This window comes from Streptomyces sp. NPDC041796 (genome assembly GCF_055590785.1).
In genome coordinates, this window is record NZ_JBVJAH010000006.1 from 1 (window position 1) to 20,873 (window position 20,873).

15 protein-coding genes and 1 riboswitch are annotated in these 20,873 nt (G+C 73.7%); of the genes, 8 read left to right on the forward strand and 7 right to left on the reverse strand.

All coding sequences use genetic code 11. The annotated features are described in order from the left end of the window. Nucleotides 1–474: 474 nt before the first annotated feature. Entirely contained in the window at nt 475–1,014 is a 540-nt protein-coding gene (locus tag ACZ6C1_RS13110) for a MarR family winged helix-turn-helix transcriptional regulator (RefSeq protein WP_469240400.1), read from the reverse strand. 142 nt (nt 1,015–1,156) lie between these two features. Here ACZ6C1_RS13110 and ACZ6C1_RS13115 point away from each other — a divergent pair, with 142 nt between their 5' ends. Beyond that, entirely contained in the window at nt 1,157–2,422 is a 1,266-nt protein-coding gene (locus ACZ6C1_RS13115; protein WP_469241199.1) for an MFS transporter, read from the forward strand. Here ACZ6C1_RS13115 and ACZ6C1_RS13120 read toward each other — a convergent pair. Both ACZ6C1_RS13120 and ACZ6C1_RS13125 read right to left on the reverse strand, forming a co-directional pair. Then, on the reverse strand, nt 2,419–4,071 hold the full coding sequence (locus ACZ6C1_RS13120) for an ATP-binding SpoIIE family protein phosphatase (protein ID WP_469240402.1): 1,653 nt from the start codon (nt 4,069–4,071) through the stop codon (nt 2,419–2,421). The genes ACZ6C1_RS13115 and ACZ6C1_RS13120 overlap by 4 nt on opposite strands. A gap of 153 nt (nt 4,072–4,224) precedes the next feature. Beyond that, nucleotides 4,225–5,628, reverse strand: coding sequence for an NAD(P)/FAD-dependent oxidoreductase (locus tag ACZ6C1_RS13125; RefSeq protein ID WP_469240404.1), 1,404 nt, complete (start codon nt 5,626–5,628; stop codon nt 4,225–4,227). Nucleotides 5,629–5,979: 351 nt separating this feature from the next. Here ACZ6C1_RS13125 and ACZ6C1_RS13130 point away from each other — a divergent pair, with 351 nt between their 5' ends. Continuing rightward, nucleotides 5,980–6,807: a TetR/AcrR family transcriptional regulator gene (locus ACZ6C1_RS13130; RefSeq protein WP_469240406.1), complete on the forward strand. Its 828-nt coding sequence runs from the start codon at nt 5,980–5,982 to the stop codon at nt 6,805–6,807. A gap of 148 nt (nt 6,808–6,955) precedes the next feature. Continuing rightward, the gene (locus tag ACZ6C1_RS13135) at nt 6,956–9,010 is read left to right on the forward strand and encodes a sigma-70 family RNA polymerase sigma factor (protein ID WP_469241201.1); all 2,055 of its coding nucleotides are present in this window, start codon (nt 6,956–6,958) and stop codon (nt 9,008–9,010) included. A 15-nt stretch (nt 9,011–9,025) separates the two neighbouring features. On the opposite strand, the gene ACZ6C1_RS13140 is transcribed toward ACZ6C1_RS13135, so the two are convergent. Beyond that, nucleotides 9,026–11,134 (reverse strand): asparagine synthase-related protein, encoded by a 2,109-nt coding sequence (locus ACZ6C1_RS13140; protein WP_469240408.1) that lies wholly within the window; start codon nt 11,132–11,134, stop codon nt 9,026–9,028. A 367-nt stretch (nt 11,135–11,501) separates the two neighbouring features. Here ACZ6C1_RS13140 and ACZ6C1_RS13145 point away from each other — a divergent pair, with 367 nt between their 5' ends. From ACZ6C1_RS13145 to ACZ6C1_RS13165, 5 genes are all read left to right on the forward strand, one after another. Continuing rightward, nucleotides 11,502–11,735 carry a hypothetical protein gene (locus ACZ6C1_RS13145; RefSeq protein ID WP_469240410.1) on the forward strand — a complete coding sequence of 78 codons (234 nt, stop codon included), beginning with the start codon at nt 11,502–11,504 and terminating at the stop codon, nt 11,733–11,735. 90 nt (nt 11,736–11,825) lie between these two features. After that, nucleotides 11,826–13,262 carry an MFS transporter gene (locus ACZ6C1_RS13150; RefSeq protein WP_469240412.1) on the forward strand — a complete coding sequence of 479 codons (1,437 nt, stop codon included), beginning with the start codon at nt 11,826–11,828 and terminating at the stop codon, nt 13,260–13,262. A 72-nt stretch (nt 13,263–13,334) separates the two neighbouring features. After that, the gene (lhgO, locus tag ACZ6C1_RS13155) at nt 13,335–14,561 is read left to right on the forward strand and encodes an L-2-hydroxyglutarate oxidase (protein WP_469240414.1); all 1,227 of its coding nucleotides are present in this window, start codon (nt 13,335–13,337) and stop codon (nt 14,559–14,561) included. Between the two features lie 65 nt (nt 14,562–14,626). Continuing rightward, complete coding sequence (gene trmB / locus ACZ6C1_RS13160; protein ID WP_469240416.1) at nt 14,627–15,391, forward strand: tRNA (guanosine(46)-N7)-methyltransferase TrmB; 765 nt, start codon at nt 14,627–14,629, stop codon at nt 15,389–15,391. Between the two features lie 122 nt (nt 15,392–15,513). Next, the gene (locus ACZ6C1_RS13165; protein WP_469240418.1) at nt 15,514–16,839 is read left to right on the forward strand and encodes a PrsW family intramembrane metalloprotease; all 1,326 of its coding nucleotides are present in this window, start codon (nt 15,514–15,516) and stop codon (nt 16,837–16,839) included. Nucleotides 16,840–17,055: 216 nt separating this feature from the next. On the opposite strand, the gene ACZ6C1_RS13170 is transcribed toward ACZ6C1_RS13165, so the two are convergent. The 3 genes from ACZ6C1_RS13170 to ACZ6C1_RS13180 all read right to left on the reverse strand — a co-directional run bounded on the left by ACZ6C1_RS13170 (nt 17,056) and on the right by ACZ6C1_RS13180 (nt 20,809). Then, on the reverse strand, nt 17,056–18,000 hold the full coding sequence (locus tag ACZ6C1_RS13170) for an aldo/keto reductase (protein WP_469240421.1): 945 nt from the start codon (nt 17,998–18,000) through the stop codon (nt 17,056–17,058). A 121-nt stretch (nt 18,001–18,121) separates the two neighbouring features. Further along, a complete protein-coding gene (locus ACZ6C1_RS13175; RefSeq protein WP_469240423.1) occupies nt 18,122–19,228 on the reverse strand; it encodes a M23 family metallopeptidase in 1,107 nt (368 codons plus the stop codon). Nucleotides 19,229–19,239: 11 nt separating this feature from the next. After that, nucleotides 19,240–19,374, reverse strand: a riboswitch (cyclic di-AMP (ydaO/yuaA leader). Between the two features lie 256 nt (nt 19,375–19,630). Continuing rightward, nucleotides 19,631–20,809 (reverse strand): PP2C family protein-serine/threonine phosphatase, encoded by a 1,179-nt coding sequence (locus tag ACZ6C1_RS13180; protein ID WP_469240425.1) that lies wholly within the window; start codon nt 20,807–20,809, stop codon nt 19,631–19,633. Between the last annotated feature and the right edge of the window lie 64 nt (nt 20,810–20,873).

Genomic DNA, 20,873 nt, shown 5'->3' on the forward strand with positions numbered 1-20,873 from the left:
GCACGCTGTTGAGTTCTCAAGGAACGGACGCTTCCTTTGTACTCACCCTCTCGGGCTTTCCTCCGGGCGCTTCCCTTCGGTATTTCGTGTTTCCAGTCTAGCAGATCCGTTTTCCGTTTCTGCCACCCGCTGGAGCGGGCTGCCGGGCTGTTCTCCGCTTTCGCGTTTCCCTTTCCGGCGGTTCCGACTCTATCAGATCCTTTCGGGCCTGATTCCCAGTCAGAGGGGGTTGTCTTTCCGGCTGTTGGGCCGTTCCGACGTTTCAAACTCTAGCGGATTTCCCGGGCGACTCATAATCGAGCCTTCGAAATGAATTTCGGCATGCCGAAAAACGTCCCGGTCGGGAGTCCGTGCTGAGTTTGGGTTGCCGCGTGATGCGGCGGGATCGGCTACCGCAGAACCGTTACGGCTCCGTGGCAACCCGAAGAACTTTACGGATCAGGGAGGGGTGTGTCAACCCCGCTGGTGGGGGGGCTAGTCCAGGTCCTTGAGCCTGCCGCCCGCGTCCGGCTGGGCGTGCTCCACCCGGCGGAGCAGGCGGATCAGCATCTCGCCCAGGGCTCCGCGCTCCTCCGGTGTGAGGTCCTGGAGCAGGTCCTCCTCGAAGGCGGTGGCCATGCGCATCGCCTCCAGCCACTTGGTGCGGCCTTCGTCGGTCAGCTCCACGATGACGCGCACCCGGTTGTTCTCGTCCCGGTCGCGCGTGACCAGGCCGTCGGCGGCCATGCGGTCGATGCGGTGCGTCATGGCGGCGGGGGTGAGGCCGAGGCGCTTGGCGAGCTCACCGGGGCCCAGGCGGTAGGGCGCCCCTGAGAGGACGAGGTGCTTGAGGACCTCCCACTCGGCGTTGCTGATGCCGAGCTCGGCGACCTGGCGGCCGTACGCGACGTTCATCCGGCGGTTGAGCCGGCCGAGGGCCGAGACCACCTTCTCGACCTGGGGGTCGAGGTCGCGGAACTCGCGCTGATAGGCCGCGATCTGCTCGTCGAGGCTCGGTTCCTGCGTGTCGGACATGCGGGGAGTATCCCACGGCGCTCGTTGGCGTTGAAGTCCTTCGATGTGTACAGTTAACTATCGAACTTTAACGTTGAAGTCTTCAGGACTGAGTCCTACAGAGTCGAAGTAGGTGAGTGTGACCAAGGCGATGGGCGCTGCGATGCGCCGGATCCAGGCAGGGAACGTGCTGAGCGCGTTCGGGCTCGGGTTCACCGTTCCGTATCTCTATGTGTATGTGGCTCAGGTGCGGGACCTGGGCGCCGGTACGGCCGGGGCCGTACTGGCGGTCTTCGCCATGGCCGCTCTGGTCGTCCTCCCCTTCACCGGGCGGGCCATCGACCGACGGGGTCCTCTGCCCGTGCTGGTGGGGGCCGCGCTGCTGGCCGCCGTCGGGGCGCTCGGCATGGGTGTGGCGGCCAGTGTCCCGGCCGTCGTCGGGGCGGCGGCGCTGCTCGGCGCCGGTACGGCCGTGATGCAGCCGGCGCTCGCCACGATGATCGTCTGGTGCTCGTCGCCCGATACGCGCACCCGGGCCTTTGCCACGCAGTTCTTCCTGCAGAACCTCGGGCTCGGTGTCGGTGGTCTGATCGGTGGGCAGCTCGTCGACGAGAGCCGGCCGGGCAGCTTCCTGCTCCTCTTCTCGATCGAGGCCGCGATGTTCCTGGTGCTGGCCGGGATCGCCGCCACCGTGACCATGCCGCGTACGCCGTCCATCGGCCGGGCGCCGAAGGGCGACACGTCCGGGGGCGGACTGCGGGCGCTGCTCGGGCACCGGGCGATGGTGCAGCTGTGCGTCCTGGGCTTCGTGCTGTTCTTCGCCTGCTACGGGCAGTTCGAGTCGGGGCTCGCGGCGTACGGGACCGAGGCCGCCGGGATCGAGCCGTCCGCGCTGGGGATGGCTCTGGCCGCGAATACGGCGGTCATCGTGGTCGCGCAGTTCCTGGTGCTGCGGTTCGTGGAGCGGCGGCGGCGGACGCGGGTGATCGCGTGGGTCGGGCTGATCTGGACCGTGGCGTGGCTGTTCGCGGGGTACGCGGGCCTCGGGCACGGCAGCCAGGCGATGGCGACGGCCGCGTTCATCGCGACGTACGGCCTGTTCGGACTGGGTGAGGCGATGCTGTCGCCGACCGTGGCCCCGCTGGTGGCCGACCTGGCGCCGGAGTCGATGGTCGGTCAGTACAACTCGGCGTTCGCCCTGGTCAAGCAGCTCGCGCTGGCGGTCGGTCCGGCCGTGGGCGGGCCCATGGGCGCCGCGCTGCACGGGCCGTACATCATCACGTTCGTCCTGTTCTCGCTCGGCATCACGCTGCTGGCGGTGCGGCTGGGCAGGAAGCTCACGCCGGCGCAGGACCACCCGTACCTCGTGGCGAAGTCCCGGGTCGTGGCGCAGCGCAAGCCGGAGCAGGCGGTGGAGGCGGCCGCCTAGCCCGGCAGCGCGAACTCGCACCAGACCGCTTTGCCCCCTCCGGGGGTGCGGCGGCTTCCCCAGGACGAGGCGATCGTGGCGATGATCGAGATGCCGCGACCCGCCTCGTCCTCCGTTTCGGCGCGGCGGCGGCGCGGGAGGTGGTCGTCGCCGTCCGTCACCTCGATGATCAGGCGCCGGTCGGTGCGGCGGAGTCTGAGGCGCATGGGCGGGGTGCCGTGCTGGAGGGAGTTCGCCACCAGTTCGCTGGTGGCGAGGACGCCCAGGTCGCGGAGCTCGACCGGGAAGCGCCAGCTGGAGAGGACCCCGGAGGCGAAGGCACGCGCGCGTGGCGCCGCTTCGACGCCGCCGAGGAGGTCGAGGGCGGCGTTGTGGAACAGCTCGGCGTCCGGTCCCGTACGGGACGGGTGCTGCAGGACCAGGACGGCGACGTCGTCGTCGTGCTCGGCGGTGACGCCGAGCGCCCGCAGAAGCCGGTCGCAGACGACCTGGGGGCTGCCGGTGGCGCCGGACAGGGCGCGCTCCAGGGCGGCGACGCCCTCGTCGATGTCCTCCCTGCGCCGCTCGACCAGGCCGTCCGTGTAGAGGACGGCGGTGGAGCCGGGCGGGAGGGCGATCGTGCCGGAGGTGTGGAGCCAGCCGCCGGTGCCGAGCGGGGGGCCGGTCGGCTCCTCGGCGCGGCGGACGGTGCCGTCCTCGTCCCTGACGAGGATGGGCAGGTGTCCGGCGGAGGCGTAGACGAGGCGGCCTTCGTTGGGGTCGTGGACGGCGTAGACGCAGGTGGCGATCTGGCTGGCGTCGATCTCGGCGGCGAGGCCGTCGAGGAGCTGGAGCACCTCGTGGGGCGGCAGGTCGAGTCGGGCGTAGGCCCGCACGGCGGTGCGGAGTTGGCCCATGACGGCCGCCGCGCGGACACCGCGGCCCATGACGTCGCCGATGACGAGGGCGGTCCGGCCGGCGCCGAGGGTGATCACGTCGTACCAGTCGCCGCCGACCGCCGCGTCCGTACCGCCCGGCTGGTAGGTGGCGGCGACGCGGAGGTCGTCGGGCTGCTCCAACTCCTGGGGCAGCAGTGAGCGTTGCAGCGTGACGGCGGTGTCACGGTGGCGGCGCTCGCTGGCGCGGAGCCGCTCGGCGGCCTCCGCGTGGTCGGTGACGTCGGCGGCGTGGACGAGCACCCCGGCCTCGGCGGTCCCGCGCGTGTCGACGGGCAGGCAGGTGACGGTGTACGAGCCTCCCGCGTGCGTGCGGCGGGATTTGACCGTGCGGGGCTTTCCGCTGCGCAGCACCTGGTCCATGAGCGGCACCAGTCCCAGCTCGGTGAGCTCGGGGCAGGCGGTCGCGACGGTCACGCCGGGGCGGCGGGGGCCGAAGGCGGTGGCGTAGGCGTCGTTGACGTACGCGACGCGGTGGTCGGGGCCGTAGGTGAGGGCGACGAGCCCGGGGAGGCGGCCGAGGATCTCTCGTACGGAGAAGTCCTCCGGGGCGGGGACGTCGTCGGGCACGGTCTCCAGCTGCTGGTCGGACTCACCTCGCGCCGCGGGTACGGAGTCGCCCCGCTGCGCCGGCGAGACCCCAGGGTCGGTGCCGCGCGCGGCGGCGCGGCGCTGCGTACCGGGGAGCCGGGCGCTCCAACGCGTGAAGTTCACGGATCTGTATGCCTCATGGTGTCGTTGCCGTGCCGAGTCACTCTGTGCAGGTGTGAGCCCACCTATGGTCACACGTCCAGTGTGACCGACCGCACTGACAGGAGGTGCCTGTCGTGACTCCGCCTCCTCAGGGGGACCCGCCGAAGGGATCCGTCAGTCGGACTTCGCCCCGCCGTCCGCGGTTCCGCCTTTCGATGCCTCGTCGTCCGGTTCGGGCGGCGGTGGCCCCGCGGCGAGTGTGAACTCGGCGCGTGGATGTTCCAGCGAGCCCAGGGAGACGATCTCCCGTTTGAAGAGGCCCGCGAGGGTCCATTCGGCCAGGACGCGCGCTTTGCGGTTGAAGGTGGGGACGCGGCTGAGGTGGTAGGCCCGGTGCATGAACCAGGCAGGGTAGCCCTTGAGTTTGCGGCCGTAGACGTGGGCGACGCCTTTGTGCAGGCCGAGGGAGGCGACGGAACCCGCGTATTTGTGGGCGTAGTCCTTCAGGGGGCGGCCCTGGAGGGAGGCGACGAGGTTCTCGGCCAGGATCTTGGTCTGGCGCACGGCGTGCTGGGCGTTGGGGGCGCATTCGCGGCCCGGTTCGGCCGCGGTGATGTCCGGGACGGCGGCGGCGTCCCCGGCGGACCAGGCGTGTTCGACGCCCTCGACGCTGAGGCGGGCGGTGCACTTGAGGCGCCCGCGCTCGTTGCGGGGGAGGTCGGTGTTGGCCAGGACGGGGGCGGGTTTCACACCGGCGGTCCACACGACGGTACGGGTGGGGAAACGGCTCCCGTCGCTGAGGACGGCGACCCGGTCCTCGCACGACTCCAGGCGCGTTTCGAGGCGTACGTCGATGTTGCGGGCGCGCAGCTCGCGCACGGTGTACTTGCCCATGTCCTCGCCGACCTCGGGGAGGATGCGGTCGGTCGCCTCGACGAGGACCCACTTCAGGTCCTGTGGCTTGATGTTGTGGTAGTACCGCGCCGTGTAGCGGGCCATGTCCTCCAGCTCGCCGAGGGCCTCGACGCCCGCGTAGCCGCCGCCGACGAAGACGAAGGTGAGGGCGGCGTCGCGGATGGCGGGGTCGCGCGTGGAGGAGGCGATGTCCATCTGCTCGATGACGTGGTTGCGCAGCCCGATGGCCTCCTCGACGGTCTTGAAACCGATGGCGTAGTCGGCCAGGCCGGGCACGGGCAGGGTGCGGGAGATGGAGCCGGGCGCGATGACGAGTTCGTCGTAGGTGAGCTGGACGGGCCCGGTGCCCTCCTCGTCGGTGGCGAGGGTGGTGATGGTCGCCGTGCGCTTGGCGTGGTCGACGGAGGTGGCCTCGCCGATGACGATGTGGCACCTGTCGAGGACGCGGCGCAGCGGGACGACGACGTGGCGGGGCGAGATGTTGCCGGCCGCCGCTTCCGGCAGGAACGGCTGGTAGGTCATGTACGGGTCGGGGGTGACCACGGTGATCTCGGCCGTGCCGCTTCTCAGCTCGGCCTTGAGCAGCCGTTGGAGGTGCAGGGCGGTGTACATCCCGACGTAGCCACCGCCGACAACGAGAATGCGCACAGGTTCGGTCACCATCCCATGACGCAACGGGCTTCGGGGTTTGTCCACAGGCCCGGCAAATTGTGTGACCGGAGGACGGGTGGGGTCCTGGGTGGCGCGGGAGGTGCGTGTGGGGGAAGGTCCGCAGGTCAGGGGGTGGGAGGGGGGTGGCGGGAGGGGGCAGAATCGGGTGTGTTCCGGCCCTTGCTCCGATCGGGGGGCGCACCGGTCGGAACTGCCCCTTCTGAATTGACCTCGACTCAACTATGTTCGTATGTCGTCGGGGTGTCGGGTCACTGCGCATGACCTGAGCGTGTGGACCGGGCCCCGGTTGTCAGATGGGGGAGGGTCTCCGGGGGGAGACACATCATTACCGGGGGAACATTCATGCATATTCAGGATTCTCGCTGGTCGACCGCTGTCGCCTCGGCGTCCACTTCGTCCGCTTCGTCCGCGGACGGGCTCGGCGGGGTGAACGGCCGGGTCGGATCGGCCGGGGCCTCCAGTCGTACGGCGCCCCTGCGGGTGGACGCGCAGCGGAACCTCGAGCACGTACTGCGTGCGGCTCGGGAGGTGTTCGGCGAGCTCGGGTACGGGGCGCCGATGGAGGACGTGGCGCGCAGGGCGCGGGTCGGGGTCGGCACGGTCTACCGCCGGTTCCCGAGCAAGGACGTGCTGGTGCGCCGAATAGCCGAGGAGGAGACCTCCCGGCTCACCGAGCAGGCGCGTACGGCTCTGGGGCAGGAGGAGGAGCCGTGGTCGGCCCTCTCCCGGTTCCTGCGGACGTCCGTGGCGTCGGGGGCGGGGCGCCTGCTGCCGCCGCACGTGCTGCGCGTGGGCGTGGACGAGCCGGGCGCGGTCCCGTCCGGTGCGGTGGCGGCCGGGCAGGCCGACGAGCTTCGGGTGCCGCAGCAGCGTGGGGTTCCGGCCGTGTCCGGCGTTTCGGGGCAGCCCGAGCTCCGGGTGGTCCCGCCGCGGGCGGTGTCGCCGGCCGAGCTGGACGACGCGGGTGCGTCGGAGCTGCTGGAGGTCGTCGGACAGCTGGTCGACCGGGCCAGGGAGGCGGGTGAGCTGCGGGGCGACGTGACGGTGGCGGACGTGCTGCTGGTCATCGCCACGGCGGCACCCTCGCTGCCGGACGCGGCCCAGCAGAGCGCCGCGTCGGCACGGCTCCTGGACATCCTGCTGGAGGGGCTCCGCTCCCGCCCCGCGTAGGGGTCACCCGAAGGGGTGACGTCCGGCTCCGGCGTTCGGGTCAACTCCCCGGACGGGTGGTTGACGGGCGCTTGCCCCCGGTGGGACTGGTCCGCCGTGGCACGCTGGCCCGGTGTCCGGGTCTGAGCAGGGGTACGGGGCTTCCGCGATGAGCGGTGACGGTCGCGACGAGCCGTTCGGCGACGGGGCCGGGGAGGCCGACGGGGTACTCCCGTCCACCCCTGCGGCCGCCTTCCCGTCGTCGGCCGCCGCCGCCACGCCGAAGGTGCCGAGCCAGGGCGGGCCCGGCGGTGCCCCGAGGCCACCGGGCGGTGACGCCGACGCCACCGTGTCCGCGCGGCGCGAGAGGGCCGCTGCCGGATCCGTACTGCCGCCGCCCATCGAGCTGCCGCCGTCGGACGGTGAACTGGTCCGGCGGATGCGGGACGGCGACGACTCGGCGTACGAGGAGCTGTTCCGCCGCCACTCGGCGGCGGTGCGGCGCTATGCCCGGACGTGCTGTCGCGACGCGCACACGGCGGACGACCTGACGGCGGAGGTGTTCGCGCGGACGCTCCAGGCGGTTCGCGGCGGCGCCGGTCCGCGGCAGGCCGTGCGCGCGTACCTGCTGACGACCGTGCGGCGGGTGGCCGCAGCGTGGACGAAGACGTCCCGGCGCGAGCAACTGGTCGAGGACTTCGCGGTGTTCGCCGCGCAGGCGGTGCGTGCCTCGGCGGTGTCGGAGGCCGACACCCTGGAGCTGGGTGCCGACGTGCGGGCGATGCACGAGGCGGAGCAGTCGCTGGCCATGCGGGCCTTCCGCTCCCTGCCCGAGCGGTGGCAGGCGGTGCTGTGGCACACCACGGTCGAGGAGGAGTCACCGAGCGAGGTGGCGCCGCTGTTCGGGCTGACTGCCAATGCGACGGCGGTGCTCGCCAGCCGGGCCCGCGAGGGGCTGAAGCAGGCGTACCTCCAGGCGCATGTGAGCCGGTCGCTCACCGCCGGGGGCGACTGCGCGCGCCATGCCGACCGGCTGGGCGCCTACGCCCGGGGTGGTTTGCGGACGCGGGCGGAGCGGGGTTTGCGCAAGCACTTGGAGGAGTGCGCCCGGTGCCGGTTGGCGGTGGGTGAGCTGGAGCAGGTCAACGCCGGGATCCCCGCGCTGCTGCCGGTCGCCGTCATCGGCTGGTTCGCGGCCGGGTTCTCGCTCAAGGCCGCCGGGCTCGCCGCCGGTGGCGCCGTGGGCGCGGCCGGTGCCGGGGCGGGGGCCGCCGCGGCGGCGAGCGGTTCGGGGGGCGCGGCGGCCGGGGGCGCGGCAGCCGGTTCCGGTGGGGCCGCCGGTATGGCGGTGGGCGGGGCGGCCGCGGAGGGGCTGGGTGCCCCGGCGAAGGCCGGCATCGCGGTGACGGTGGCCGTCACGGCCGTCGCGGGCGTGGTGTGGGCCCTGTCCGGCAGTCCCCGGCCCCCGGCCGGGACGGAGGCGCGCCCGCCCGCCGCCGAGCCCGTCGTACCGCAGGAGCCCGTGGCCGCCCCGAGCCGGACCACGCCGCCGCCGTCCCCCGCCCCTGAGCCCGCCCCGCGGCCGGCCTCCCCGAGCACGAGCCGCAGCCCCAGCCCGAGCTCGAGCCCGGCGCGGCCGGCACCCTCCGCCGCGCCCCCGTCCCCGGCCGCGCCGGCCGCCCCGGAGCCCACGCCCACGCCGCCCCCTCCCCCGCCGGCCGGCCCCCCGGCACCCGCCCCGGTGCCCACGCCGACACCGCCGGCCCCGCCCCCTCCCCCGCCGCCCACCGTCTACCAGGTCAACCGGCTCCCGTACGGCCTCTACGGCGACCACACCGCTCCGGAGGTCCGGCTCGGAGAGTCGAGCTGGATGTGGCAGCGCTGGGGGATGGCGATCGGCGGCGAGCGGTACGGGCACGGCGTCACCGTGCACGCCCGGTCGTCGCTGACCATCGACCTCAACCGCCGCTGCTCGGCCTACGAGGCGTTCGCCGGCGTGGACGACATGGCGCTGGGGCTGGGCGCGGTGCGCTTCTCGGTGTACGGGGACGGCACCCGGCTGTGGCGGTCCCCCTTGCTGCGCGGCGGTGACGCGGCGGTGCCGCTGCGCGTCGGGATCTCGGGCCGCAGGACCGTCCGGCTCGTCGTCGAACCGGACCGGGCCACGCCGCTGAGCTCGGTGGCGCCCGCCGACTGGGCGGAGTCGCGGATCACCTGCGGCTGACGCCCCGGCACGGCCTTACGACCGGAGCGTGGGACGCGGGGGCACCCCGGCCGCCACGGCGCGCTGCCGCGGTGCCGCCGTGCCGGTCCAGCAGGTGCCCCGGCGGGCCAGGAGGCGCCGCAGCCACAGCTCGGTGGAGACCAGGTCGGCCAGCCCGTCCAGGGGGACCGGTTCGCCCTCGGTGGCGGCGCGCAGGGCCTTGCGGACGACGCGGGCCTCGATGAGGCCGGCGTCGGCGAGGAGCGGTGCGTCGAAGAGGGCCATGAGCTGCGGCAGGGCGGTGCGGAGGCCGGCACGGTTGGCGGCGGCCGTCGGTGCGTGGGAGGTGGCCCCCCAGCCGGGTGGCAGGTCGTGGATGCCCGCGCCCGCGAGGACGGTGCGGAGGATCGCGGCACGCGCGCCGGGCTGGACGCGCAGTGATTCGGGCAGGTCGCGGCAGGCCCGTACGACCTGGTTGTCGAGAAAGGGCGAGTGGAGCCGCTGGCTGCGGATCTCGGCGGCCTGCTCCAGGATGCGGTGGTCCGCCGCGTACCGGGCGAGAGCGGCTCGGGCGCGTGACTCGCCGGGCCGCTGGACCGAAGTCGGCCTGGTGGCCGCCTGGTTGAGGCGAACCGATACTTCAGCGAGGGCCTCACCGGTCAGCCAGCGCGCCGCGGGGCCGGGGAGGGCCCACGCCAGGGCGGCGAGGGAGGCGGACAGCGGGCCGTTCACGGCGGGAGCCGACCGGTTGGCCTCCAGCAGCCGGTCGGCGGCCGATTCGAGACCGGCGCGGTAGGGCGTACGGGCCAGTTTGCGGGCCGCGCGGTAGACGGTGAGCGGAACCAGCAGGGAACCGGCCGACGGCCCGGTGGCCTTGGCGAGTGCGGTGACCGGCCGCAGCAGGTGGCGGCGTCTGCGGTCCATCAGCAGATCGGCCAGGCGCGCGGGGTGGGCGTCGAGCACCTGCCGTGCGCCGTGCCCGGTGAAGTGGTCGGCGCTGCCCGCCGCGAGGCGCCGCCGGTGCCGTTCGGCCGTCACCAGGGAGGGCCCGGGCTCGTCGGTGAGCGGGCCCTCCAGTTCGGCGTACGGGAGGGCTTCCTCGGAGGCGGCCACGACGACGTGGTGCAGGCGGGGGTTCTCGGCGATGGCGCGGGCGCGGACCCGTTCCGCCTCGGCGTCCCGCCCGCCGGTGGCCAGGTCGTTGAAGGTGACGGCGAGCAGCCGCTCGCCCGCGCCGGTGCCGTGTCCCAGGATCGTGCCCGGGACGCCGGGCAGGCCCGCCGCGAGCAGGGCGAGCGTTCCGGACGCGCTGCCGCCGGACAGGTCGGCGCCGATCCCGGGTGCGGGCGCCCCCCGCGCGGCGCGCCGTTCGGCGGGGCCCATGCCGGGGACGGGCCCGGGGTCGGGCGGCAGCGTCTCGGGGGCGTGCCGTGGGGCGGTGAGCCGGGCTCGTACCGCTTCGACGAGGGCGTCCCGCACGCCGTCCACCGCCCGGTCCGGGTCGATCTGGGGCGCCGCGACGGCGAGTGAGGCGACCGGTTCGTACCCGGTGATCTCGCGGGAGCCCTCGCGCAGCACGAGCGCGTGGCCGGGCGGTACGCGTTTGACGCCGACGTACGGGGTCGAGTCGCGCAGCGCCTCCGGGGTCTCGGGGCAGGCGAGCAGGGCGGCGAGGTGTCCGATGTCGAGCTGCGCCTCGATGAGGTCGGCCAGGGGCAGGGCGGCGGTGGCGTACGCGGTGCCGCCGGCCCACGGGGTGTGGAAGACGGGCCGCGCGCCGGCCAGGTCGCCGGTGACGATGATCCGGCGGCCGACCTGGACGACGGCTGTGTAGCTGCCGGGCCAGGCGGTGAGGTGGCGCATGGCGCCGCCGCGGGCCGCGAAGAGCCCCACCCGCAGCTCGTCGTCACTCGCGGCGCAACAGCCCAGTACGGCGAGGCGGGTGATGGGGTCGACGGTGACGACGCGGATCTCGTCGGGGCGCCAGTCGCCGACCGCCCACAGCGGGTCGGGGTCGCCCCACAGGAGTTGGGCGCCGACGGGGTGCACGGTGCGGTTCTCGTCGTCGTTGCCGACGGCTCCCGCGGTGGCGAAGCCCGTACCGAAACTCGCGGCGATACTGCTCCACCCCACCAGCCACCGCATCGCCGCCTCCACAGCCTGTGGACAACTCAGCACTCTTGATGAAGACATGCTGCCACGACAACGGCGCACAGGAGGGGCTACGGGCCGCGCCCCGTGAAATGGGAACGCGCCCCTGGCATTGGCCACGTGGTGCGGCAGTGGCCATGTGACGACGGTTCGAGAGAGGGTTCGACCGGCCGAACGATGGGCATCATTCAGCCAATCTCGGCGCGCACCTCAACCGTGGATCCGTCCGTACAACCACCCACGACCTCGGTCCGGGAGGCGCTGTCCGCCCCCCGGACCGGTCCGCCACCCGCGGGGATTGAGGCGGCGGTGTCCCCCAGCCCACCGCTTCCAGTACGGCGGGCCGACCCACGCAGCACCCATGGAAGCGCTCCCCCCACCGGCCCGGCCAGAGCGCACGGACAGGCGCACGGCCACACACCCGGAGCACGACGAGGGCGCGGCGCGTCGGCACGGGGCGCGCGCCGCCCGCGCGCAGGCCGGCGGACGCCTCCGCGACCCCGCCGCGCAGCGCCCGCGCACCGGCGGAGCACGGGCCGACCTCGCGACCACCCGTTCGCACAACAATCTCGCCATACGGGACACCGCCCCTTAACGGTGGGGATGCGGCGAACTACGCTGGGTTTACGAATGCCGCGCGCCTATGCCTGGCGTCGCGGCGGCCGTCTGGGTCGAGGGGTGGCGCATGTCCAGGGAGCAACGCGGGCCGAACGAGAAGCTCGGCACCGTTCTCGCCCTCGCGGGAATCAGCAACGCCGGCCTGGCCCGGCGGGTCAACGACCTCGGCGCGCAGCGCGGTCTGACCCTTCGGTACGACAAGACGTCGGTCGCCAGGTGGGTGTCCAAGGGCATGGTGCCGCAGGGCGCCGCGCCGCACCTGATCGCGGCCGCCATCGGGCAGAAGCTGGGCCGCCCGGTCCCGCTGCACGAGATCGGTCTGGCCGACGCCGACCCGGCGCCGGAGGTGGGGCTGGCCTTCCCGCGGGACGTGGGCGAGGCGGTGAAATCGGCCACCGAGCTGTACCGGCTGGACCTGGCAGGGCGGCGGGCCGGCGGGGGCGGGATCTGGCAGTCGCTGGCCGGATCGTTCGCGGTCAGCGCGTACGCGACACCCGCCTCCCGGTGGCTGATAACCCCCGCCGACTCGTCGGTGGAGCGGTCGGTGCCGACGGCGCCGGACGGCGCGGCGGACGAGGGCGGCGCGGTGCGGGTCGGCCACAGCGACGTGGCGAAGCTGCGGGAGGCGGCGGAGGACGCGCGGCGCTGGGACTCCAAGTACGGGGGCGGGGACTGGCGTTCGTCGATGGTGCCCGAGTGCCTGCGGGTGGACGCGGCACCGCTGCTCCTGGGCTCGTACTCGGACGAGGTCGGCCGGGCGCTGTTCGGGGCGACCGCCGAGCTGACCCGGCTCGCGGGCTGGATGGCCTTCGACACGGGCCAGCAGGAGGCGGCCCAGCGGTACTACATCCAGGCGCTGCGGCTCGCGCGGGCGGCCGCCGACGTGCCGCTCGGCGGGTACGTGCTGGCGTCGATGTCGCTCCAGGCGACCTACCGGGGCTTCGCCGACGAGGGCGTCGACCTGGCCCAGGCGGCGCTGGAGCGCAACCGGGGCCTGGCCACCGCACGGACCATGTCCTTCTTCCGGCTGGTGGAGGCGCGCGCCCACGCCAAGGCGGGCGACGCGGCGGCGGCCGGTGCGGCGCTGCGGGCCGCGGAGGGGTGGCTGGAGCGGTCGAGGGAGGGCGACACGGACCCGACCTGGCTGGGCTTCTACTCGTACGACCGGTTCTGCGCGGACGCGGCGGAGTGCTACCGGGACCTCAAGGCGCCGCTCCAGGTGCGCCGCTTCACGGAGCAGGCCCTGTCGCGGCCCACGGAGGAGTACGTCCGCTCGCACGGTTTACGGCTGGTCGTGAGCGCCGTGGCGGAGCTGGAGTCGGGCAACCTGGACGCGGCCTGCGCGGCCGGCACGCGCGCGGTGGAGGTGGCCGGGCGGATCTCGTCGGCGCGGACGACCGAGTACGTACGGGACCTGCTGCACCGGCTGGAGCCGTACGGGGACGAGCCCAGGGTGGCGGAGCTGCGGGAGCGTGCGCGGCCCCTGCTGATGGCCCCGGCGTGAACCGCGTCCCACCGTGTCCCACCTGTGTTTAAGGCCATTGTCAGTGGGCCAGTGCACTATCTGGGGTGGGAGGTGGCACAGGTGTCCGCGTACGGCGGTAAGGGTTTCGACCGTTTCGACTGCGACGTGCTCGTGATCGGCGGGGGGATCGTCGGGCTGTCGACGGCGTACGCGGTCTCGCGCGCCGCCCCGGGGACACGGGTGGTGGTGCTGGAGAAGGAGCAGGGCCCGGCGCGCCACCAGACGGGGCGCAACAGCGGGGTGATCCACAGCGGCATCTACTACCGGCCGGGCTCGCTGAAGGCGCGGTACGCGGTGCGGGGCGCCGCGGAGATGGTGAAGTTCTGCGCGGAGTACGGCCTGCCCCACCAGGTCACCGGCAAGCTGATCGTCGCGACCGAGCGCGCCGAGCTGCCCCGGCTGCACGCCCTGGTCCAGCGCGGCCGGGAGAACGGCATTCCGGTGCGTGAGCTGGGACCGGCGCAGATCACCGAGTACGAGCCGCGGGTGCGGGGCGTGGCCGCGATCCACGTCGGCACGACCGGGGTGTGCGACTACGGGGCGGTGGCGGCGCAGCTGGCGGAGGCGTCCCGCGCGGACATCCGGTACGGGGCGGAGGTCGTCGCCGTGGACCGGCGCCCCTGGGGCGTCGCCGTGCGGACGGCCGACGGGACGATCGTGCGGGCCGGGGTGCTGGTGAACTGCGCGGGGCTGCACTGCGACCGGGTGGCGCGGCTCGCGGGCGACGACCCGGGCATGCGGATCGTGCCGTTCCGGGGCGAGTACTACGAGCTGGCCCGGCCGGAGCTGGTGCGGGGCCTGGTGTATCCGGTGCCGGACCCGGCGTTCCCGTTCCTGGGCGTGCACCTCACACGCGGTATCGACGGGGGCGTCCACGTGGGGCCGAACGCGGTGCCCGCGCTGGGCCGCGAGGGGTACGGCTGGTCCGTCGTCAGGCCCCGGGAGCTGGCCGGCACCCTGGCGTGGCCGGGCTCCTGGCGGATAGCGCGCCGCCACTGGCGGTACGGGGCGGGCGAGCTGCACCGGTCGGTGTCGAAGCGGGCGTTCACCGAGGCGGTGCGGCGGCTGCTGCCGTCGGTCGGCCCGGAGGACCTCCACCGCGCCCCGGCGGGCGTGCGTGCCCAGGCCGTGCTGCGGGACGGCACCCTGGTCGACGACTTCCTGATCCGCGAGGCCCGCCGCACGGTCCACGTGCTGAACGCCCCGTCCCCGGCGGCGACCGCCTCCCTCCCCATCGGCCGCGAGGTCGCCCGCCGGGCCCTGGCGCACCTGGGCTGACCGGCCACCGCCCGACCGGCCGCCCGGGGCGGCCCACCGTGGAGGCGCCGTAGAATCGGGGCATTGTGTCTGAGTCCCGTGAAACCGCCGCCCCCCGCCGGCCCAAGGGTGAGCCCCGCTTCCCCGAGGGCCCCGCGCCCGACCCCGCCGGGTCGCACTTCGAGCGGCGGATCCGCAGCTTCCAGCCCCGCCGCAGCCGCGTCACGCCCGGGCAGGGCGACGCCCTGCGACGGCTGTGGGGCGTGTGGGGGCTGGACATCGACGGGCAGCGCACGCTCGACCTGGACGAGATGTTCGGCGGGCTGCCGGTCGTGCTGGAGATCGGGTTCGGGATGGGCGAGGCGACCGCGCAGATGGCCGCCGACGACCCGTCGACCGGCATCCTCGCGGTGGACGTGCACACTCCCGGGCAGGGCAACCTGCTCTCCCTCGCCGAGAAGGCCGGCCTGACCAACGTACGGGTGGCCAACGGTGACGCGATCATCCTGCTGCGCGAGATGCTCGCCCCCGAAGCCCTCGACGGCGTACGCGTGTACTTTCCCGACCCGTGGCCCAAGAAGCGGCACCACAAGCGCCGGCTGATCCAGCCCGAGTTCCTGAACCTGGTGGCCACCCGGATGAAGCCCGGCGCCGTGCTGCACTGCGCCACCGACTGGGAGCCGTACGCCGAACAGATGCTGGACGTGCTGACCGCGCACCCCGACTTCCGCAACACCTCGCCGGACGGTGGCTACGCGCCGCGCCCCGCCTTCCGCCCGCTCACCCGGTTCGAGGGGCAGGGCCTGGACAAGGGCCACGTCGTGCACGACCTGCTGTTCGCACGCGTGTGACGGCCCGGGCGCGCGGCGGGTGACCGCCCGGGCGCGCGGCGGGTGACCGTGTGACGCGCCCGTCACCGTACTCATAGCAATACCGTCGCGGACTGTCAGTGACGGTCGTTAGGGTCGATCGCGTGTCCCATTCGTCTGCGCAGCACCAGTCGCCGTATCCGGCCGTCCCGGCGTACGAACCACAGCCGTCGTTCGACGCCGTGCCGGAGCGCGCCCGCTGGCGCTACAAACCCCGCCGTGCCTTCTGGCGCAGCAAGGTGGTGCGGGCCTCCGCGGTGGCCATCGTGCTCGCCCTGTGCGGGTTGGTGATCCTCGCCCTGGTTCGGGAGCAGACCGGCACGGAGGGCTTCCTGGTCGGGCTCGGCCTCGCCCTGCTGCCCGTTCCGCTGCTCATGGCCGCGTTCCGCTGGCTGGACCGGGTGGAGCCGGGCCCGTGGAAGAACCTGCTGTTCGCGTTCGCGTGGGGCGCGTGCGCCGCCGCGCTGGTCGCGATCGTCGCCAACACCTTCGCGACCCGCTGGATAGCAACCGCCACGGCCGATCCGGCGTCCGCCGACACGCTCGGCGCCACGGTCGTCGCCCCCATCGTCGAGGAGAGCGCGAAGGCGGCGGCCGTGCTGCTCGTCTTCGTGTTCCGCAGAAGGGACTTCACCGGGATCGTCGACGGCGTGGTCATCGCCGGGTTCACCGCGACGGGCTTCGCCTTCACCGAGAACATCCTGTACCTCGGCAACGCCTTCGGGGAGGACCAGCAGATCGGGGCGTCGGGGTTCGCGTCGGTCACGGCCGCGACCTTCTTCGTACGGATCGTGATGTCGCCGTTCGCGCACCCGCTGTTCACCGTGCTCACCGGCATCGGTTTCGGCATCGCCGCGATCACGGCGCGCCGCAAGAAGATACGCCGGGTCGCGCTGCCGGTGCTGGGGCTGACCCTGGCGATGGGCACGCACGCGCTGTGGAACGGCTCGGCGGCGTTCGGGCCGTGGGCGTTCTACGCGGTGTACGGGGCGTTCATGGTGCCCGCCTTCGGGCTGCTGACGTGGCTGGCCATCTGGTCGCGGCAGCGCGAGCTGCGCACGATATCCGGTGAACTCCCGGCGTACGCCGCGGCGGGCTGGCTCACGCCCGCCGAGCCCCTCGCGCTCTCCTCGATGCGGGCGCGCGGCCTGGCCCGGGGGTACGCGGCACGCTGCTTCGGCCCGGCGGCGGCCCGCGCCGTCGGCGAGTACGAGGCGTTCGCGACGTCGCTGGCGTTCCTCCGCCACCGGGCCCGCCGGGGCGCGGCGGGCCAGGACTTCGTGGCGCGCGAGCAGGAGCTGCTGCACCACCTGTGGCAGCGCAAGGAGATAGCCGGGCCGGCGCTGACGTACGCCGCGCAGGCCACCGGCCGGGTGTGGACGCCGCCCCCGCACCTCAACTACGGCGGCTACAACCCGTACCGGTACTGACGCGGGGCGCCCGTCGACGCCGCGAGCGGGGCACCCCCGTCGCCCCACCAGCGGGGACGCGCCCGTCGACGCCGCGAGCGGGCCCCCGCCGCCCAACCAGCGGGACGCGCCCGCCCAGCGGCTCCACTCGCCCGCGTCCCTCGACGCCCACCAGCAGGACGCACCCGTCGGCGCCCACGCGCAGGGCACCCCCACCAGCGGGACGTGCCCCCGGGGCTACGCGGAGGCGGCCGTCAGGGTCGCCAGCTCGTCGGCCGTCAGCTCCAGGTCGGCGACCGCGAGCAGGGCGGGCAGCTGCTCGACCGTGCGGGCCGAGGCGAGCGGCGCGGTGACGGTCGGGCGGGCGGCGAGCCAGGCGAGGGCGACGGTGGCCGTCCGGGCGCCGCGCGCCGCCGCGACGGCGTCCAGCGCGGCGAGGACCTTGCGGCCGCGCTCGCTCTGCAGGTGCTTGGCCGCGCTCCCGGCCCGCGCGCTGTCGACGTGCGTGCCCGGCCGGTACTTGCCGGTGAGGAAGCCGGAGGCCAGCGCGTAGTACGGCACGGCACCGAGGCCGGCGCGCTCGGCGGTGTCCTGGAGCGCGCCCTCGTAGGTGTCGCGGGAGACCAGGTTGTAGTGCGGCTGGAGCGCGGCGTACGGCGTCAGGCCCTCGCTCCCGGCGAAGTCCAGGGAGGCCTGGAGGCGTTCGGCGGAGATGTTGGAGGCGGCGACCGCACGGACCTTGCCCTCCTTCACCAGCTGGTCGAGGGCGGTGACGATCTCCTCGACCGGCACGGCCGGGTCGTCGAAGTGCGTGTAGTACAGGTCGATGTAGTCGGTGCCGAGCCGGCGCAGCGACTCCTCGGCCGCGGCCTTGATGGTGGTCGGGGTGAGGCCCTTGTACTGCGGGTGGGCACCGACCTTGGTGGCGACGACGACGTCGGACCGGTTGCCGCGCGCGGCCATCCACCTGCCGATGACGGTCTCCGACTCCCCGCCCTCGTTGCCCGCGACCCACGCCGAATAGCTGTCGGCCGTGTCGACGAAATTGCCGCCGGCGGCCGTGTACGCGTCGAGGACGGCGAAGGACTGCACCTCGTCGGCGGTCCAGCCGAAGACGTTGCCGCCGAGGGCGAGGGGGAAGACGTGGAGGTCGGACGTGCCCAGCTTGCGGAGAGAGGTCATGGGGTGGACCAACGTGCCGAAGAGGCGGGATATTCCGGGTGAGTGACGACGAAACCGGCAGCCCTGGCGTCGGGGGGTGTGCCGCCAGAGCTGCCGGGGTCAGAAGTTCCCGAGCCGGTGCTCAGACGGTGAGGCCCTTGCCGCGCAGCCAGGCCAGCGGGTCGATCCCGTCGCCGCCCGGCGTGTGCACCTCCAGGTGCAGGTGCGGTCCGGTCACGTTGCCGGTGGCGCCGACCCGGCCGATGGTCTCACCGGTGCCGACCGTCTGCCCGGCGCCGACCGTCATCGACGACAGGTGGCAGTACCAGACCTCCGTACCGTCCTCCAGCTCCAGGACGATGCGGTACCCGTACGAGCCCGACCATCCGGCCGACTTGACGGTGCCGCCGTGGACGGCCTTGGCGGGCGTGCCCGTGGGCGCGGCGAGGTCGAGGCCCGTGTGGTAGCCGGAGGACCACATGTTGCCGGCCTGGCCGTAGGTGGAGGTGATGGTGTACGAGGAGGTCGGCAGCGACCAGCTTCCGGCGAGCTCGGCCAGCCGGGCCTCCTCGGCGGCCTTCGCCTTGGCGGCGGCTTCGGCCTCGGCCTTGGCCTTCTCCTCGGCGGCCTGCTCGGCGGCCTGCTTCTCGGCGGCGGTCGCCTGCGCCTTCGCCTCGGCGGCGGCCTGTTCGGCGGCGGCCGTCTCCGCGGCCGCCTTCGCCGCGGCGTCGGCGGACGCCTGCTGCTGCTCGGCCTGCTGGAGGATGCGGGCGCGCAGTGCCTCGCCCGCGTCCGCGCCGCTCTGCTGCGCGGCGGCGTCGGCGGTCCCGGTGAGGGACGCGGCGGTGAGCGGCCCGCTGTCCGCGGGGGCCGTCTCGTCGGAATCACCGGCGTCCGAGTCGTCGGACATCAGGGAGCCGATGCCGGGCAGGGACTCGGCGTCGGGGAGGTTGTCCGTGACGACGTCCGGCAGGGATATGGAGACCGCGGGCTTGTCCTGCGCGGTGGCCATGCCTCCCGCGCCGACGGCCGCGATGACGCCGACGCCGAGGACGGTGGAGCTACGGGCGAGCCCGCCGCGCTGCTTGGCCACGCGGTGACGGCCGCGGACGGGGCGGACGGTCTCCTCGGTGGGGTTCCATTCTTCCCACTGCTGCCCGTTTACAGGTGCGGCGTCCGGGACACCCGAAGAGTTGAACGAGGCGATCGAGCCGTACGGAGCTTCGGGGGCAGGCCTGTTGGACGCCACGGAGGCGCACTCCTTTCCTTCCTTCTCGCCTACCGGGTTAGCTGACGGGTTCGGAGCAGGAAGGTCTCCTACGGGCCCACTTCGGCCCGATTCACCCCAAGGTGGTGGTTCCCCGGTTCCCTTGCGGAATTCGGCGCACGCGCACGGTGCCGTCTCTTGCGACGGCTGGGACGACCGCGCTGCGTTATCGAACGTTAATAGACGGGGGCTCCGGATTCCAAGCCGTTCCTAGTGATCATTAAGCGGACGGGCCCCGGACGTACCGGTGCACACACGGGCACAGCCGGGCGAGTTGACCGCGCATCAGAAACATTCACCGACCACAGTACTTCTGACGGTTTATCAGATGTTATGCGCAGTGACACGCGTCGACTACGCAGCGTGTCGAGCGGCCGGGCGCGGTCACGACACGACCGGAACCGTCCGGCGCCGCTCCGGCTGCCCCTGGGCCGGCCGGCCGACCGCCAGCAGCGCCAGGTCGTCCGTCGCCCCGCCGCCGGTGTGCCTCCGTACGTCGGTCACCAGCGCGTCCAGTACCGCGTCGGGCCCCGGGAAGAGCCGCCCCGCCAGCCGCGCGACCGGGTCGTAGAACACTCCCTGCGCGTCGCGCGCCTCCGACAGCCCGTCCGTGTAGAAGAGCAGCGTCGCCCCCGCCGGGTACGGCACCTCATGCGCCCGGTCCGGCCACGCCCCCAGGTCCGCCATGCCCAGCGGCAGCGCGGGCTCGGCCTGCTCCAGCAGTTCGGCGCGCCCGTCCGCGTACAGCATCAGCGGCTCCGGGTGCCCCCGGTCCACCACCCGCACCACCTCCGCCCCGCGCGGGATCTCCGCCAGCACCGCGGTGGTGAACCCCTCGACGGCGTCCAGCCCGTCCCGCCGCGTCCCCTCCCGGGCCAGTGCCCGCTCCAGCCGCTGCGCCACGCCCTCCAGCGAACTCTCCTGCTCGGCCGCCTCCCGGAACGCCCCGATGACCACCGCCACCGTCTCGACCGCGCCCATGCCCTTCCCGCGCACGTCCCCCACCACCAGCCGCACCCCGTACGGCGTGTCCTGCACGGCGAAGAGGTCTCCCCCGATGAACGCGTCCGCCTGCGCCGCCTCGTACCGCGCCGCCACCTGCAACCCGCCGATCCGCTCGGCGGGCGTCGGCAGCACGGCCCGCTGCGCGGTCTCGGCGATCACCCGGGCCGAGGCGAGCCGCTCACCACTGCGCCGCACGACCCGGTTGATCAGCAGCGCGAGCACGGCGACCACCACCACGGTGAGGATCTCGGTGAGGGCCCGCACCTCGCCCAGCGTTCCGCTGCCCAGGTGCAGGCCGAGCACGGCCAGCACGGCGCACAGACCGGTCAGCACCGTCATACGGGCGGCGAACAGCGGCGCCGCGACGAGCGGGGCGGCGGCGAACAGCGGTACGGCGGTGAACTGCGGCGGGGTCGACACGCCGTACACCACACCCCCCGCGATCAACAGCGCGGGCAGGGCGCACACGAACCTCCGGGCCCGCGGGGCACCCTCCCGCCGGTCGCCGCCGTCCCGCGCTCGTCGCCCCACCACTGGTCTCCTGCCGGGTCCACCCACGGCTGCGGACGGTACCGCGCCGCACCCGGCCCGGCCGGAGCCGCGCCGCCCGGCGACCCGCCGT

Bases quoted from the DNA above. Each gene is read 5' to 3' on its own strand.
- ACZ6C1_RS13125 (WP_469240404.1), bottom strand. From the start codon at position 5,628: ATGGTGACCGAACCTGTGCGCATTCTCGTTGTCGGCGGTGGCTACGTC.
- ACZ6C1_RS13135 (WP_469241201.1), top strand. From the start codon at position 6,956: ATGAGCGGTGACGGTCGCGACGAGCCGTTCGGCGACGGGGCCGGGGAG.
- ACZ6C1_RS13170 (WP_469240421.1), bottom strand. From the start codon at position 18,000: ATGACCTCTCTCCGCAAGCTGGGCACGTCCGACCTCCACGTCTTCCCC.
- ACZ6C1_RS13115 (WP_469241199.1), top strand. From the start codon at position 1,157: ATGCGCCGGATCCAGGCAGGGAACGTGCTGAGCGCGTTCGGGCTCGGG.
- ACZ6C1_RS13140 (WP_469240408.1), bottom strand. From the start codon at position 11,134: ATGCGGTGGCTGGTGGGGTGGAGCAGTATCGCCGCGAGTTTCGGTACG.
- ACZ6C1_RS13150 (WP_469240412.1), top strand. From the start codon at position 11,826: ATGTCCAGGGAGCAACGCGGGCCGAACGAGAAGCTCGGCACCGTTCTC.
- ACZ6C1_RS13110 (WP_469240400.1), bottom strand. From the start codon at position 1,014: ATGTCCGACACGCAGGAACCGAGCCTCGACGAGCAGATCGCGGCCTAT.
- ACZ6C1_RS13145 (WP_469240410.1), top strand. From the start codon at position 11,502: ATGGAAGCGCTCCCCCCACCGGCCCGGCCAGAGCGCACGGACAGGCGC.
- ACZ6C1_RS13130 (WP_469240406.1), top strand. From the start codon at position 5,980: ATGCATATTCAGGATTCTCGCTGGTCGACCGCTGTCGCCTCGGCGTCC.